We start from the raw sequence: 14,881 nt of genomic DNA on the forward strand, positions 1-14,881 counted from the left end.
AGTTTGATAAATTTTCGCCTGAGATTTTAGTTGTTCGGGTGTGACTTTAATAGCTCCTCCCATAAAATCATCTCCTTGGTTTTTAACTATCCTTACGGATAATATAATTTTAAAATTATATTAAATCTTAGACCAAGCGAGCTTCTTTCTTTGCCCCTTATTATATACACACGTGTCTTAAATGACACATCAAAAGAAGAAGCGATAATATAAACATTAACAAATAAATGAAATAGAAAAAGGAAGATCATAATTCAGTAGTTACAACCTCCCCAAAGAATATAACCCTTACGATATAGAGTGTTCCAAATACGGTTCTGGTGCAAAAACTTCAAGGTAATTACAAGTAATTTCAAAATCTTGGACATACTGGATACTATTACTCTAAAAAGGTGTGTGATCGGTATGGAAAAGAAAAATTGTTTCAAATGGAAGCACTATCAGTCTGGTATTATCTTATTAACGTATTCAGCAATTTCTGTTTGCCCAAATTCTCTAGCATATTCATAAGCATTCATATTCTAATATTTTCTCCAGTGTATCTAATTGAAATATCTATTCCTTTTTCAACTAGAAACTCAGCTACTTCTTTATGTCCACCATAAATCGCACCCAATAATGGATTTCTTTTTGCTAAGCTCACATCTAATTCTGCACCAGCCTCAATTAAATACTTTACTATCTCCAAATGCCCCGCTCCTGCTGCCAAATTTAATGCAGAAGCATCAAATGTACCACCTCTAGCATCAATATCTATACCTTTATTAATTAGATACTCAACCATTTCAAGGTGTCCTTTCTTGGCAGCTACATGTAACCATGTTCCAAATGTAGTCATTGTGTTCAAAATTTATTTATCATTACCTATTAATTGTTTTACTTCATTAATATCACCAATTTTAATTGCATTCCTTATTGCTTTATTTAAACTTTTTTCATCCATAACATTACCTCCTGTATCTCTACTATCTTGTACTAGCTATGTCTCCTAAATCTTTAAGAGTTTCAACAATATCATCAAAGTCACCGTCTATTGCTTCAACAACTCTTAACCAACTCACTACTTCCTCCAAAGCATCAAAACTGTGTTGTCCTATTACAGCATTTGGTGCCCAAGTTAAATTTCCCTCCTTTGTTTTTAGTCATGAAAAAAAGCTACTTCCTCCTCATCGTTCAGTTGGAATGAGCCTTTGAAAGCTTAGCAAGCGTGTTTATCAAATTATAAAGGGTTTGATTTGTTGATTGTATGTTCTTGTTGTCATGATATAAGTCCGGTCTATTTTTTCTGTACTTTACAAAGAGGTTATATGTGTTATTGGTTGAGTGATGGGTTCATTCGATAACGTTGTTTAACTTTCATTCAAATAATGGATTATACAATCCGTCACTGCTCTTTTTCTACCTACTAAACCAACGGTACCTAATGTGGGTATTTTACAAATTCGCCCTCTGACAATACAATTCTATTTCTCAGAAAGTTTATTAATAAATTCCGTAAAACTAGAAGCTATTTCCCTAATAAACTTTGCTTCTAATTCCGCTTCATTTTTTATCTGATAGGTATGACAGTGATAAACACTACTTATATCGCTACCATGGATTGACATACATATAATGTTATCAGCTGGATCTTTTCCTATTGGAATAAGTCTAGAAGGCAATTTTTTTCCCTTAATATAATAATTTAAAGAATTTTGTAGATTATTTTCTGTTTCCTCTGATAGTGGAAAAAACATCATAATTGATGACGTAACTACATCATCTTTCGTAGTAAATCTTCTTCTATTAGATTTACCACCATTATCTCTTAATAAGAAACTCTTATAGTCCTCTGGTAGTTCTAATCCATTAAGTCTTTCAAAGATTTCTATATCTTCGGCTTTAATTTGTTTGAAAGTATATTCAAAATTAAGATTCATAATTCATCGACCTCCGACTCATTCGTTTTCACTAAAATGCAACGAATCTATTAAATTTGTAAAAGTACTGCAAATATATTCAATTGCTTGTTCATCACACTCATCGCTATCATAAAAAACTATTGTTGGTGAGTGTTTATCATTTCTAAAATCAAAACATATTTTATTACCGAATGGATCCGTAGCAAAGGGTATTATTCCCTTTGGGATGTATGGTGTGATAATATCATAAGTAACTGTTATGCTAATATATTCATTCGTGTAGCTTAGTAGGCAATCAAAAACTCCTTCTCCTCCATCTTCAAAGAAAAATATATTCGGTACTGGATGACCACCGTTATATTTCATTACACAAATTTTGTAATCTTGAGGAAAAATCACATTAAACTTCTCTTCAACTTTTGAAATTATCTGCTCGGTAATAGGGTCATGTGTATGCTCCCATGTTATTCTTCTCATGAAAACAACTCCCTAACTCGATTTGCTATGTCTCTCTTTATTTTACCATTTCTTCCATTATCCCCTCCAACTTACCAACTATTTATGAAGTTAAAGCATACCAATCAATTAAAAAAGCACTTGTTGCTCGTAGGAAACAAGTACTTTAAGTTTATTAATTTAGTATTTTATAAATATCTGTATTTTTAACAAAGCTACTTTAGATAACAAATTTATACAAAATAAGCAATTATTTTTCCGTTGTCTGGATAATCGCCTTTCCAGCCACAAGGAAAACCACCAGCTTTGTAAATATTGAAAATTTGTTCGTAAAAATTTTCACTTTGACCATTTATCGCGCGATTTATCGCACAATTTCTTAAATCTACCACAACATTCTCAAAAAAATCACTATACGAGTCCGGAATTTGGTTTCTGAGTCCATTAGCAATTTCTTCTGTCACTTCCTCTAAACCATTAGGTTTTTGACTAGGGTCTAGTTTATACAATTTCCCCTTAACTTTCCCCATTTCAATTTGCCTAATATCTGACCATGTGTATTCATCTTCACCAAAAATCTCATAAAAAGCAAATTTTTTCGCCTCAATAAAATCATTAATAATAGCACCATCTTCAGGGACCACTGTCTTTTGAATATCTTGCATAGAATTTGCAAATCGAATAACTTCTTCAACTAATTTAGTATGAATTCCATACTTCATAATTTATTAAACCACCTTTCCCATAAGTCTATTGTTGCTCCTCCACCTACGCACTGCTTCATTACAATTATGCAGTAGGTTAGGACATAATTTTGCATTGAAAAACATTATTACCCTTTAAATTTACCCCAAATCATTGCTCCTTTTTCAAGAATAATATTATCAAATGCCTCTAAAACAGTATCTCCTGCCCAACCTGTTGCTTTAAATATTCTTCCTGATTCCGATATGTATAAATTTAGCCCGAAATCATATAGTGAACCTACAGGAATAACTTTATCATCAATATAATCTTCTAAACCAAAACACGAACTATCTAACACACCTATCACTTTCTTAATGCAAGTAGTATGTTTAGATATGTCCTTAGTAACCCCATCTGGCCAAACCCTTTCAACATTGAATCGTAATTCTCCAAACTCCTCCATAAATTTTTTGGCACTTTCAAAAACCTCAAATCCCCTTTCTTCCAGAAACTTTACATTTTCTGATATATCTATTTTTCTACCCTCATACCATCCCGCTTTTTTTAATTCTTTTATTGTCTTATTTGATATTTCCATTTTCATTCCTCCTAGTAATCAATGTTATAGAAATCAAAAAACGTTCTACTACAATTATCACAAGGTTCAGCAAAACCACCTTGTAGGTTTTCCGTTCTAATCATAAAATTATCATAATGGCCGTTAAACACATTGTTGGAAATGAAGATATCATTCATAGTGATTTTGTCTTTGAAGCGCTCTGTCATTTGGACATAGGAACAGCAATTGTTTCTTTCATGCCGATGATATTTCCAGTTTTATATCTATCAATCGTTAAATCTCATATGATTTCTATGCCAATTTTTTATCTGTTAGCATTCTGAAATTGGAGTTATAATCTAATAACTTTTAACTAGTCATTTCTCAATTGCATAAATGTAAAAGTGACTTTGGAACAATAATCCAAAGTCATTTTTTATTCATATTCTTAAAAACTCTTTTATGAAACTGTCCATATTTATAGCATATGTTAACTACTAAAAAAATAATAAATCCGCCTACTTAAATTTCAACTGATTCATTTAATCTTTTCACTGCATTATTACAATTATGAATTCATTTATATATAGTATTCTCCTAGTTTTTATACCATTTATTAATTTTATTAGTTTATGCATCTAGGTACTACTTAATTTTGCAGTAAAAAACTATTTATAAAATAGAATTTCTCTCTCTTAGATATTAGAATAATATTGCTTTAAATTATTTATGCCCTTAATAAAATTTTTAATAGAATTTTCATCTGCCATTAAATTACTTAAATAAAGTAAAAAATCAAATTCATCTTCATCATCTCCGAAGGTTAAAACGAATGGACTTATATATGGTTTGTATATAATATTACAGACAAGGACTTCCTTTATTTTCATTCTGAAATTACGCTTACCATCATCCAGTATTTCATTTGTGCAATTTATCTCATCTGGCTTAGTTTCATACCTTTTATCATTATATTGGAAATATAATTTACCATCGTCAATATATAGCCCTAATAGCTCACCATCTTCACTAAATCCACCTTCTCCATTTTCTATATCATTTATACTATTTGCATCAACTAGTGAATATCCTTCTGGTGTTATATTAATATATGTGTTCTTTTTAGAATAATTATCTAAAAATATCATAACTAACTCCTCCTAATGAATTAACCCTAATAGTGTATTTATTACATCATCTTTTTTCATGAATTTTTTAATAATACTACTCCAAATTCCGTCGTCATTTATTTATGTGCCTTCTTTAATTAATTTCTTCTTAGTTTTACTAAATAACCATTGTGAATCTGGACCTATTGGATTGTCATATTTTTCTATATCCCTCGCTTCTAGTCCTGCTCTTTCTTCTGCTGTCATGTCTGCTCTAGCTGTAATTTTCTGTTGATTACGTGCATCAACAACATGTTTTGCTATGTCTTCTTTAGAAAATCCTTCCGAAGTCATTCTTTTAATATCAATTTCTAATTGTTTAGATGCTTCAAGATAATCCTTCCTAACATTTTGTACCTTTTCTCGATACATCCCATTTCTCACCAGCACTATTGGAAAAGTTTTGAAGCCAAGCCTCCAGTGGATGATTTTTCGCCCATTCCTCTTGCTTTTTCTTCATTTCTCTTTCAGCTTTAAGTTGCGCTTCTTTTTCCGCTTTCGTGATTTGTGTATCCATTTCATGAATGCCTTTTGCCAACTCATCTAGCGCAAAGAAGGCTTGCAGTTGCGGATCAGTATGAGATAAACTACCCATCTTCCCTGCAATTTGAACTTGTTTGTTTAGGGTATCAAGAGTGTTTTCCGCATTGCTTTTTTCTTTTTTGCTTTCAAATTGCTGTACTTTTTGAATCGTATCCTCTAGTTCTTTGCTGGCTGCAACCAGTTTTTCATCAAACTGGCTTTTCGGCATACTCGATGAAATCAAATCACTTACGCTGTTGTAAATATAAGAGATGCGACTATCTATTTCATATTTCTTGGGTTGGAGATTGGAAAATAACGCTCTTTTCACTTTTCATGCTAAAACAAAAAGCAATCGTTGCCTTTCATAGACAATCAAGTACTTTTTAGTTAGCTATATAAATTAATTCATTATTAATCTTATCTTTAAACCAACGAGCATGATATCATATTCATTAAAAGCTCTTGCAATCGCCTCCTTATTACTCATTTTTTTAGATTCTTTATATTCAGTGTAGACCTTATTTACATACTCTTCCTAACTGTAAACCATTTTATAGGAACCTCTGAAATTCATTTTGAAGTTTTAGGTTGAATTAGTAGATCACCATTATGGATAACTCCAATTGTAATATTTTAATATTTTTCATTTTGTCTTAATTATGACTTCAAACTAAGAATATATTCAATTCTTGATTTTGCATCAAGGCTTGATTCAATAACCTTATAATCTTTACTTTTCATTAACTGTCTACAATTATTTATATCTTGCAATAATTGTTCTATATCTTCTTTATTAGCATCACCTTTAAATTCAATACTATTGATATAAAAATCTAATTTTCCATATATAAAATCTGGTATTTCTTTTAGTTTAAAACACTCAATTGCAACACAAATATAGTATGCAGTTTTTGTAAAATCATTATAGTTTAGCTCTCTCCAATCTTCTTCAAATACTTTTGCTGCAGATTGGAGTGCTGTAAATCCATCATCTTCTGCATATTCTTCAAAACTATATACAACAGAATCTTTGATACTTTCATAATCAACATTATTATTCATAGCACAAACCTCCTTAAATCTATTCCTCTATGGAGTTACTGTATTATTTGTAAAGATATTTAACTTTATATTAGGATGCTTTTCTCTAAATTCCAATATAATATTTGTACAACTTTGACAAGTTATAAAATTATAATGCGCCTACTCATTTCTATCCTTAAACGCAAAAAAGCACTCGTTGCCTTTAGTAGACAATCAAGTGCTTTAAGTTCATCTGTTTTAAGTAACATTAAATTTGTAAGTTTTATAGTAACAGTTCGACAGCCTTTATATGTTGTGACAAATATTATGTTAAAACTTACGAGTTTGTACGAGTTCTTTAGTTTAATATACATTCCATGCATTTATATTGATCGCCTAATAAAATGTCATCTCGCCTAAGCTCGTACTTCGTTTTCTATTCTATCATTGCACATAATACCCTTTGATGGTACAACCATCATGAGGTCTGTACTTTTTAATACCCTATTTTAAATAGCAACATCATGATAACCTACTTCATCTACCTTTTCATTTATAAGACGAATTCCTAAACCATTTTCCTCATCCCATGAACAATCAAACGAGACCCCTACATCACGTCCATCGCGAAGGAAATCATACGGAACAGAAATACCTACTAATGTTATATGTTCTATTAATTGATCAACTGTTTCAATTGATGGATAGTCTTCATTACATGCAACATCATAACCAAGCTCATGCCTTTTTTGTTTATAATAATTTAAAATTGGTTGTAATATGTTATGTTGGAGTTTCTCCCAATTATCCATTATTGAATTGTATGCCACATATTGACCTTCATCAAATTTACCATCATCTTCTCCTCCAATTAATAATGCTATCTCCGTGTCCTTTCCTAAAAACTTTATGGTTCTGTATCCTACCCATGTATACTGATAATCAAGTTCTCCAAAAACTTTATCATTTATTGTCATTTTATAATCTCCTTATTATTTATTTGCAAATCCTCCAGGTTCAAAAGCTCCTGCGTTTATTTCACCAACTCCACCAAGATATCCAAATTTGGCGTTTATTTCTGTTGGCACAAGTTGTATAGTAACTCCATCATTTAACTCATGCCATGTTAATTTATTTTTTACTCGGTATTTTTCTATATCTTTTGCCGTAATTCCACCAGCTTCCATTCCAAATTGGTTTGCCAATTCTGGTGAATTATTAAGCTGACCTGCTAACCTTTCATTTGCTTGCTTAAAATTATAATCTCTAGCAGTATTTCCTCTAGCCCCTTCAAAAACGACATTTGAATTCGTTTCTGCGGGTGTTTGCTTGAATCTTGAATCATATGTACTAGCAAATTTCTCTTGCTTGAAGGCTGGTGGAATATCAGCATCTCTATTACCCGTACCCTTAACACCACCACTCTCCAGATTCGAGGTTCTACCCTGAATACTCGCTTTAGAGATGCCACTGTGCTTCTTTTACTTTTCCCTAGAATTTGCTCCCCCGTATCTACTTACGCTTCCATCTGGTAATATTTCTACACCTTTAATGAAGGGGAATATGTTGTCCACAATTTTTGCTAGTTTAATTTCAATTATATAATATTCACGACTTATTTTATTTCATTTATCAATCCGTATATACAATCTATACTTTATTTGTTTATGGAGTCTTAATATATCTATGAAAAAAGCACTTGTTGCCATAAATGACAATCAAGTGCTTTAAGTTCATCTGTTCTTAAGTAGCATAAATTTGTAAGTTTTATAGTAACGATATGACACCTTTTATATGTCGTGACAACTACTACTTTAAAACTTACGAGCTTGTACGTGTTCTTTAGTTTCATATACATTCCATGTGATTATATTCATCACCCAGTAAAATGTCATATCGCTTAAGCTCGTACTTCTTTTTCTATTTTATCATTGCACGTAATACTCTATGATGGTACAACCATCATGGAGTACTTACTTTTTTAACAGTCTATTCTTTTTTCTGTCTTTTTCTGTAGTCTTACCTCTTTGTCTCTGGTCAACTGAGTATTCCTATCCTGCTCTATTTAACTAAATTGGATTATTTGGATACTCATCTAAATACCTACTAATTAAATCCTTACTTTCACTATCATCTGGTTCTGTTCCTAAGTATTTATACTCCCAAATAACTAACTGGTCACCAAAACTATAATCAGTATCGAACCAATTGGTATAATCATAATGCACCTTCAGCTTTCCATTGCTATCAAGAGATAGTGTAAAAGAGTACCAAAGTTCTTGTTGATTATCTTTAAAAACCTTTCTTAGTTTATCACTTAACTCAAATAAAGTTCTATCCCTCAGTTTATAGTATTCTTTATCAATCTCGTATCCATAAGGAATTTCTAAACTATACTTATAGCTCTGTTCATCCTCGAGTGTATTATAGAAAAAGTAAGTTCCTCCACCTGTTTCTGATATTTGAGCGTAAAAACAAAACTTTCTCCATTCTTCTGGAATCATTTCATTAACTGTTTCAGCAATCTCTCTATATATTTGATTCATTTCTTTTTCCATACTCAATATAATCAACCTCCTAACTGATTTTTAATAGTTTTCTTAATTAGCCTTTTCCCTTCGATCTTATACACTATCTCAAAATAACTTGGTCTTAGTGAATTACCTGTATATACTGGTTCAATTTTTACTGACACTTTTTTAGGAGGCTTTCCACCTAATGCATTAGCCCACTCCTTCTCCATATTATACCATTCTCCACCCGAGCGATTAATTTGTTTATTTTGAGCGACTAAATTATCAATGTCACCGGATCCGTGAAATTGTGTTCCTATCAAGTGACCCCCATCATCATCAGGCAGCCTATCTTCTCGTCCTGCAGCCACTTGCATTCCTGTATTTCGTTTTCCTTTTTGAAGTATTAGTTCTTCTGCCTCAACATCTACTATTCTACCAAGCTCATCTGTTGTATATTTATAACCATCCTCAGTGATATAGCGCACGTTTGGTGCAAGTTCTTTCCTTCCATTTTTCCCTTTAATAATATGCTTACCAAGATCCTCCTCTTTTATTTCCGTTATCTTAGGAGGATTACCCGTACCCTATGTTGTAATCTTAAACTCTTACAACAAAAAACAAACTTATGGTCGTATCCACTTGAAATTATAGTATTTCGTTTCCTAGTTAAATCCTTTCATTCAAACAAAAAACTAGAAGATAATTTCCCTTCTTCTAGTTCAAAAAACATATACAAATTTATTACAAACACGTACTATAAGCACTATTTACAACTTTCACATACATTCTAATATACTAAACATCATCATTTTTATTAACATGCTTTCTTCTACTCTCATGGGTTGCTAAGTCTGCATATCGTGTTGTAATTGGTAATCTGCTATTTTTCTCAACGAAATGTAGGGTTATTTCTATTGAAGTCTCTAAATCTATCCAGTTACCACATGAAATAAAAATAGGTTTTACATCTTTTCTCGTTCTCAATACCGCTCCATATATTTCTCCATCAACTTCAATATAAGTAAAATTCCCCTTTTCATTTTTAGGCATTTGAAAATCCGTATTTTTTATCTTCAGATAACTTTTCGCAACACCTATCGTAGGTTTATTTAAATAAAATGAAGCATGTGTTGCGATTCCCATATTCCTATAATGAAGATAGCCATTTCCATCGAACATATAAAGATCTGGTTGATACTGCAGTTTTTTCACTGCCTCAATTACTAAAGGAAGTTCCCGAAAAGCTAGATAACCTGAAATATATGGCACATCTATTTGCCCCGAATATTCTACTTCTTCTATAATTTGTTTTGTAATATAGTCTATTACGACAATACAACAAACTCCATAATCTTTTTTCCCTTCTGTCCAATATGCAATATCAATTCCAGCCACTAAATGAAGATCAGCTAAATGAAAATTATTTTTTAATGAAATCATAGAAATCCATTTTTCTTGTTCTTTTTTGAACAGCTCTTCTTTTCTCATTTTTCACTCATTTCATTAACACAGATTTGATCAGATTTCATTGTTTATTTCCTCATTTCTTCTACTATTTTTCCTTGTTCATCATATTTTTTAAAACTCACTAATCTACCTAAAACTCTATGTTCCATTAATTTTATAACACCATTTTCATAAAATTCTTTTTGTATACCTTCTAAAGTATTATTGTCTATATGTTTAATTTCTTTAACTTGTCCATTCGGATAAAAATTAACCATTTCTCCATTCTTAATTCCATCCTTAACCATATAGTAATTTGCTAAATTACCATTCTCATAACAATCATAAATGATCCCAGTAAAAATATGCTCATTATTATCTTGATCATATTCTACTATAAAAGAATCGTATTCATCTCCTCCATATCCAAAATCCTCTCCAAACTTCTTGCCATTATTCATAACGTATTCTTCATTTAATATTTTATCTTCCAAATTTAGAAACCTCCGATATCACTTCAAATTCCTTCAATAAATATGAACAATGTGGACAACACTTGAACATAAGTCCACCAGGCTTATTCTTATTAATTCCTGTTCTTATAACATTTACAGTTAAATCTTCTATTCGAGCATTAGGATTCCTCTTTAGCACTTTATTTACAGCTAAAACCTCAGCATGCGAGCCAGCTCCCTTACTTAGTTTACTATAAGAATCAAATACTTCTTTTGGCATGTTATCGAGTCGATTTTGGAGTAAAGGCACTAGCTCTGGAACTGCTCCATCTATTGTATTTATGGCATAGTAATATTCCCCAGTTGTTTTTTCCTCTTTGACGCTTTTCACCTTCACCCGTACCCTTAGTATACTTATAAAATTATACGTGTACCGACTTATTTCTACGCTAAAATGTAAAAAAACACTCGTTGTCATAATTGACAATCAAGTGCTTTAATTTCATCTATTTTTAAGTAGCATTAAATTTGTAAGTTTTGTGGTAATAGTATGACACCTTTTATATGTCGTGACAATTACTAAGTTAAAACTTACGAATTTGTACGAGTTCATTAGTTTTATATACACTCCATGTGTTTATATTCATCGGCCAGTAAAATGTAGCTTATCTGTTTCAAATTTTTCAATTCTTCCAAGGTTATCTGCTTCATAAAAATAGTCGTATTCCCCTGTTTTATACCTAACATTCGGTTTCAACCTATTTTTCCTACCGTTTGTAAACTGTTTTTCTTTGTCCACTAATGTTTTAACTTCACTTACTCCAGCACTACCTTTACCCGTACCCTTAGTAAATTCTTTTAATTCTAAATCCTTCGAACCACTCTTCAAATTCAAGTTTTCAAAAAACGGTGCTGTTTTTTTCTCAAACCACTGATTATTTGCTACAGATGCATCAAAAGCTCCTGCTGGCTGCAGCCTTGAATCCAGATTTTCTCTAACTAGTTTTACGTTTGTATATGGTCATGTCTGTTTTTCTTTCTACATTCAGATACATTATTATTAATCCTCCAACTTCTTTGCATAAAAATAGAACCAACGCTTCTTCCATTAGAAACATTGGTTCTATTCTTAGTTATAATATATATCTATTTCTTCTTTTCATTACACCTTTCATTTAGAGCAAAAGATGATTAAGTGACAAGGTATTTTAAAACTTTTTTTAGTTTCATCAACTCAAAATCACTTTTTAATCTTATCTATCACTCTGCTTCCTTTGCCCCTACTCACTACTTAATTACAATTATGCAGTAAGTTAGGACATAATTTTGCATTGAAAAAGTATTATTACCCTTCAAATTCATCCCAAATCACTGTTCCTTTTCCAAGAATAATATTATCAAATGCCTCCAAAGCATTATCTCCTACCCACCCTGTTGATTTGAATAGTCTTCCTGATTCTGATATGTATAAATTTAGCCCGAAATCATATAATGAACCTACAGGAATAACTTTTTCATCAATATAATCCTCTAAACCAAAACACGAGCTATCTAACACACCTATCACTTCCTTAATCCAAGTGTTATGTTTAGATATTCTCTTAGATCCATCTGACCAAATCTTTTCAACATTGATTCGTAATTCTCCAAACTCCTCCATAAATTTTTTTGCACTTTCAAAAATTTCAAATCCTCTTTCTTCAAGGAACTTTACATTTTCTGATATATCTATTTTTCTCCCCTCGTACCATCCCGCTTTTTTTAATTCTTCTATTGTCTTATTTGATATTTCCATTTTCATTCCTCCTATTTATCATTATCATTATCAATATTATAGAAATCTAAAAACGTTCTACTACAATTAGCACAAGGTTCAGCAAATCCACCTGCTAAGTTTTCTGTTCTAATCATAAAATTATCATATCTTGCGCCTTTCAATATTGCATCTCTTGCGCTCCAAACCTCTGCACAATTATTGAGTAGTTACGTAGAATTTTTGTAGTTTATCATTAAAATCAACTTCTTTAGTTGCTAAAAATTCTACGAAAGCTTAAATGTCACCAACATAGCCTTCAATTGTTTTAGGGCACTTATCATTCTCAATTGGACTTATCTTAGAATCTTCAATTATTTAATAGATTGTTATTACTCCTTTCAATTTTTCGCATAAAAATAGAACCAACGCTTCTTCCATTAGAAACATTGGTTCTATTCTTAGTTATAATATAAATCTATTTTTTCTTTTCATTACATCTTTAATTTAGAGCAAAAGGTGATTAAGTGGCAGAGTATTTTAAAACTATTTTTTAGTTTCATCAACTTTAAATCACTTTTTAATTTTATCTACCATTCTGCCCCCTTTCCCCCTACTCACTGCTTAATTATGCAGTAAGTATTTGAATCTTTCCAGTTTATTTAGAAATATTCAATTCAAAGTATTTATGCATTTGAACTCAATTTTTAGTATATTGTAGTTAGCTTAATTAAACTTTTGCATTGAGATTTCTAACTTTAATATTTTTAATCTAAACTAAAAACTATCCAATTAAACTCCTTGCTTTTTCAAGTTCCCTTAAGATTTCTTCTTTTTCTGACTCCTCAAATCTTGAAATCTTCTCTTCTAAGCCATACTCTATTACTTTAAAAAACTCTTTATATTTTAAACATGATATCTCTTCTGGGTAACCGGGAAATTCCATGCTTAATACAACCTCATCCATCTCACATCTTTCAGAATCACCATCATCATAGGTACCGTAAGTAGCTATCATACAAACATCATCAAAAATAACTTCTTCTTTTGTTAAAATTACATTTATACATTTTACTATTCTTGATTTATTAATAAAAATCCCTCTAATAAAATTCTTATTCCATTCATCATCCATAATCTTTTTCTCGTTCATAAACATTCTCCTAACGATATATCTTAATCAAAACTTGTTACTGGGTGGAAGTTTGTAATTTCTCCATTCCTAAAATACCCCATAAACTCCATTCCGTTTGATGCTTCACCACAAATCAAGTACCCTTCTAAATATCCATTTGTCATTGCTTCCAAGCCCCACTGATACATTTCCTCATTACTATATTTTGAAGGATCATAAACTGTTTGAGGAGATTTTATGATCTTATATTCATCTAAGAACCCTTCTTTTCCATCACCTTTTGGTATTTTGTATTCTATAGTCTGTAATCCTGGAAAATCTTTATCATATACAATATTCTTAGGATCTATCATATTGTTGATATCTTTACCCGTAGACTTTAGTTTGTTATAAAATTCATCAGAATTATGTGTTCCTAAAACTCCCTTTTTACCACTAATTGGTTTATTTTCAGCAATTAGGTGTGTTTTTGCATCAGGTGAAATTGTATGTGTAAGTTCACTCATTGGTTTTCCTAATTTCCAACTAGCTTTACCTGACCCCTCTGCAGGAAGTTTCTCCCCAGATAACCGGTTCGCATTTTGCGCTTGCCCCTCAGTTTCACTCTTAGCAACAGAAAATAACTCTCCAAGTGTTTTTCTTTCTCCTACACTCCCAACACCAGCTGCCGAAGGTTCAGGGGATAAATCCCGGATCTCAATATTTTTAATCTTCTCCACGACATTCTTCATACTATTCGGCAACTTATTCATGAATGCCGCTACTTCTTCCAACTTACCAACTATTTATGAAGTTAAAGCATACCAATCAATTAAAAAAGCACTTGTTGCCTTTAATCGACAATCAAGTGCTTTAAGTTCATCTGTTTTTAAGTAGCATAAATTTGTAAGTTTTCAAGTTATTGTGTGACACCTTTTATATGCCATGACAACTACTACATTAAAACTTACGAGTTTGTACGAGTTCTTTAGTTTAATATACATTCCATGCATTTATATGGATCACCTAATAAAATGTCATCTCGCCTAAGCTCGTACTTCGTTTTCTATTCTATCATTGCACATAATACTCTTTGATAGTACAACCATCATGAGGTCTGTACTTTTTAATACCCTATTTTAAATAGCGACATCTTGATAACCTACTTCATCTACCTTTTCATTTATAAGACGAATTCCTTAACTATTTTCCTCATCCCATGAACAATCAAACGAGACCCCTACATCACGTCCATCGCGAAGGAAATCATACGGAAC

At 31.5% G+C, this 14,881-nt stretch carries 19 protein-coding genes and 4 pseudogenes; 1 reads left to right on the plus strand and 22 read right to left on the minus strand.

What is annotated here, in order from left to right:
• Positions 1-440: 440 nt before the first annotated feature.
• The 5 genes and pseudogenes from BAQ49_RS18635 to BAQ49_RS18655 all read right to left on the minus strand — a co-directional run bounded on the left by BAQ49_RS18635 (position 441) and on the right by BAQ49_RS18655 (position 3,642).
• Positions 441-943 (minus strand): annotated as a pseudogene (locus BAQ49_RS18635) (ankyrin repeat domain-containing protein).
• Between the two features lie 520 nt (positions 944-1,463).
• Complete coding sequence (locus BAQ49_RS18640) at positions 1,464-1,919, minus strand: SMI1/KNR4 family protein (protein WP_071746603.1); 456 nt, start codon at positions 1,917-1,919, stop codon at positions 1,464-1,466.
• 18 nt (positions 1,920-1,937) lie between these two features.
• Positions 1,938-2,378, minus strand: a complete 441-nt coding sequence (locus BAQ49_RS18645; protein WP_070140205.1) for an SMI1/KNR4 family protein — start codon at positions 2,376-2,378, stop codon at positions 1,938-1,940.
• A gap of 212 nt (positions 2,379-2,590) precedes the next feature.
• Positions 2,591-3,079, minus strand: a complete 489-nt coding sequence (locus BAQ49_RS18650) for a hypothetical protein (protein ID WP_071746604.1) — start codon at positions 3,077-3,079, stop codon at positions 2,591-2,593.
• Positions 3,080-3,189: 110 nt separating this feature from the next.
• A complete protein-coding gene (locus BAQ49_RS18655; protein WP_002187037.1) occupies positions 3,190-3,642 on the minus strand; it encodes an SUKH-3 domain-containing protein in 453 nt (150 codons plus the stop codon).
• 116 nt (positions 3,643-3,758) lie between these two features.
• On the opposite strand from BAQ49_RS18655, the gene BAQ49_RS33045 reads away from it, so the two are divergent.
• Positions 3,759-3,947, plus strand: a complete 189-nt coding sequence (locus tag BAQ49_RS33045; RefSeq protein WP_165616061.1) for a hypothetical protein — start codon at positions 3,759-3,761, stop codon at positions 3,945-3,947.
• Between the two features lie 351 nt (positions 3,948-4,298).
• Here BAQ49_RS33045 and BAQ49_RS18660 read toward each other — a convergent pair whose 3' ends face one another.
• From BAQ49_RS18660 to BAQ49_RS33665, 17 genes and pseudogenes are all read right to left on the minus strand, one after another.
• The gene (locus BAQ49_RS18660; protein WP_071746605.1) at positions 4,299-4,751 is read right to left on the minus strand and encodes a hypothetical protein; all 453 of its coding nucleotides are present in this window, start codon (positions 4,749-4,751) and stop codon (positions 4,299-4,301) included.
• 102 nt (positions 4,752-4,853) lie between these two features.
• Entirely contained in the window at positions 4,854-5,144 is a 291-nt protein-coding gene (locus BAQ49_RS32420; protein ID WP_244159113.1) for a hypothetical protein, read from the minus strand.
• Positions 5,122-5,607: pseudogene (locus BAQ49_RS18670) on the minus strand (T7SS effector LXG polymorphic toxin); the annotation flags it as partial. The gene BAQ49_RS32420 and the pseudogene BAQ49_RS18670, both read right to left, overlap by 23 nt.
• Before the next feature lie 347 nt (positions 5,608-5,954).
• A complete protein-coding gene (locus BAQ49_RS18675) occupies positions 5,955-6,359 on the minus strand; it encodes a hypothetical protein (protein ID WP_071746606.1) in 405 nt (134 codons plus the stop codon).
• 470 nt (positions 6,360-6,829) lie between these two features.
• The gene (locus BAQ49_RS18685) at positions 6,830-7,297 is read right to left on the minus strand and encodes a DUF6985 domain-containing protein (RefSeq protein WP_071746607.1); all 468 of its coding nucleotides are present in this window, start codon (positions 7,295-7,297) and stop codon (positions 6,830-6,832) included.
• A 15-nt stretch (positions 7,298-7,312) separates the two neighbouring features.
• Positions 7,313-7,786, minus strand: a complete 474-nt coding sequence (locus BAQ49_RS18690) for an HNH endonuclease (RefSeq protein ID WP_425266548.1) — start codon at positions 7,784-7,786, stop codon at positions 7,313-7,315.
• 603 nt (positions 7,787-8,389) lie between these two features.
• On the minus strand, positions 8,390-8,878 hold the full coding sequence (locus BAQ49_RS18695) for an immunity protein YezG family protein (protein ID WP_071746615.1): 489 nt from the start codon (positions 8,876-8,878) through the stop codon (positions 8,390-8,392).
• 11 nt (positions 8,879-8,889) lie between these two features.
• Positions 8,890-9,399 (minus strand): DNA/RNA non-specific endonuclease, encoded by a 510-nt coding sequence (locus tag BAQ49_RS18700; protein WP_071746608.1) that lies wholly within the window; start codon positions 9,397-9,399, stop codon positions 8,890-8,892.
• A 232-nt stretch (positions 9,400-9,631) separates the two neighbouring features.
• Positions 9,632-10,324 carry an endonuclease V gene (locus tag BAQ49_RS18705; protein WP_071746609.1) on the minus strand — a complete coding sequence of 231 codons (693 nt, stop codon included), beginning with the start codon at positions 10,322-10,324 and terminating at the stop codon, positions 9,632-9,634.
• Positions 10,325-10,368: 44 nt separating this feature from the next.
• On the minus strand, positions 10,369-10,776 hold the full coding sequence (locus BAQ49_RS18710; protein ID WP_071746610.1) for a toxin-antitoxin system YwqK family antitoxin: 408 nt from the start codon (positions 10,774-10,776) through the stop codon (positions 10,369-10,371).
• Entirely contained in the window at positions 10,766-11,128 is a 363-nt protein-coding gene (locus tag BAQ49_RS18715; RefSeq protein ID WP_071746611.1) for a YwqJ-related putative deaminase, read from the minus strand. Before BAQ49_RS18715 ends, BAQ49_RS18710 begins: the two co-directional genes overlap by 11 nt.
• Positions 11,129-11,380: 252 nt before the next feature.
• Positions 11,381-11,632, minus strand: a complete 252-nt coding sequence (locus BAQ49_RS18720; protein WP_244159115.1) for a hypothetical protein — start codon at positions 11,630-11,632, stop codon at positions 11,381-11,383.
• A 450-nt stretch (positions 11,633-12,082) separates the two neighbouring features.
• Complete coding sequence (locus tag BAQ49_RS18725; protein WP_071746612.1) at positions 12,083-12,532, minus strand: SUKH-3 domain-containing protein; 450 nt, start codon at positions 12,530-12,532, stop codon at positions 12,083-12,085.
• A 742-nt stretch (positions 12,533-13,274) separates the two neighbouring features.
• Positions 13,275-13,643, minus strand: coding sequence for a hypothetical protein (locus tag BAQ49_RS18730; protein ID WP_025151452.1), 369 nt, complete (start codon positions 13,641-13,643; stop codon positions 13,275-13,277).
• Between the two features lie 23 nt (positions 13,644-13,666).
• Positions 13,667-14,377, minus strand: coding sequence for an EndoU domain-containing protein (locus tag BAQ49_RS18735; RefSeq protein WP_084667509.1), 711 nt, complete (start codon positions 14,375-14,377; stop codon positions 13,667-13,669).
• A 33-nt stretch (positions 14,378-14,410) separates the two neighbouring features.
• A pseudogene (locus BAQ49_RS33660) lies at positions 14,411-14,602 on the minus strand (hypothetical protein).
• Positions 14,603-14,803: 201 nt separating this feature from the next.
• Positions 14,804-14,881, minus strand: a pseudogene (locus BAQ49_RS33665) (DUF2004 domain-containing protein); the annotation flags it as partial.

The organism is Bacillus proteolyticus (assembly GCF_001884065.1).
GTDB classification, from domain to species: Bacteria; Bacillota; Bacilli; order Bacillales; family Bacillaceae_G; genus Bacillus_A; species Bacillus_A proteolyticus.

What these genes read in the sequence shown, in the direction of transcription:
- BAQ49_RS18640 (WP_071746603.1), bottom strand. Translation starts at nt 1,919, where the DNA reads ATGAATCTTAATTTTGAATATACTTTCAAACAAATTAAAGCCGAAGAT.
- BAQ49_RS18645 (WP_070140205.1), bottom strand. Translation starts at nt 2,378, where the DNA reads ATGAGAAGAATAACATGGGAGCATACACATGACCCTATTACCGAGCAG.
- BAQ49_RS18650 (WP_071746604.1), bottom strand. Translation starts at nt 3,079, where the DNA reads ATGAAGTATGGAATTCATACTAAATTAGTTGAAGAAGTTATTCGATTT.
- BAQ49_RS18655 (WP_002187037.1), bottom strand. Translation starts at nt 3,642, where the DNA reads ATGGAAATATCAAATAAGACAATAAAAGAATTAAAAAAAGCGGGATGG.
- BAQ49_RS33045 (WP_165616061.1), top strand. Translation starts at nt 3,759, where the DNA reads ATGGCCGTTAAACACATTGTTGGAAATGAAGATATCATTCATAGTGAT.
- BAQ49_RS18660 (WP_071746605.1), bottom strand. Translation starts at nt 4,751, where the DNA reads ATGATATTTTTAGATAATTATTCTAAAAAGAACACATATATTAATATA.
- BAQ49_RS32420 (WP_244159113.1), bottom strand. Translation starts at nt 5,144, where the DNA reads ATGTATCGAGAAAAGGTACAAAATGTTAGGAAGGATTATCTTGAAGCA.
- BAQ49_RS18675 (WP_071746606.1), bottom strand. Translation starts at nt 6,359, where the DNA reads ATGAATAATAATGTTGATTATGAAAGTATCAAAGATTCTGTTGTATAT.
- BAQ49_RS18685 (WP_071746607.1), bottom strand. Translation starts at nt 7,297, where the DNA reads ATGACAATAAATGATAAAGTTTTTGGAGAACTTGATTATCAGTATACA.
- BAQ49_RS18695 (WP_071746615.1), bottom strand. Translation starts at nt 8,878, where the DNA reads ATGGAAAAAGAAATGAATCAAATATATAGAGAGATTGCTGAAACAGTT.
- BAQ49_RS18705 (WP_071746609.1), bottom strand. Translation starts at nt 10,324, where the DNA reads ATGAGAAAAGAAGAGCTGTTCAAAAAAGAACAAGAAAAATGGATTTCT.
- BAQ49_RS18725 (WP_071746612.1), bottom strand. Translation starts at nt 12,532, where the DNA reads ATGGAAATATCAAATAAGACAATAGAAGAATTAAAAAAAGCGGGATGG.
- BAQ49_RS18730 (WP_025151452.1), bottom strand. Translation starts at nt 13,643, where the DNA reads ATGAACGAGAAAAAGATTATGGATGATGAATGGAATAAGAATTTTATT.
- BAQ49_RS18735 (WP_084667509.1), bottom strand. Translation starts at nt 14,377, where the DNA reads ATGAATAAGTTGCCGAATAGTATGAAGAATGTCGTGGAGAAGATTAAA.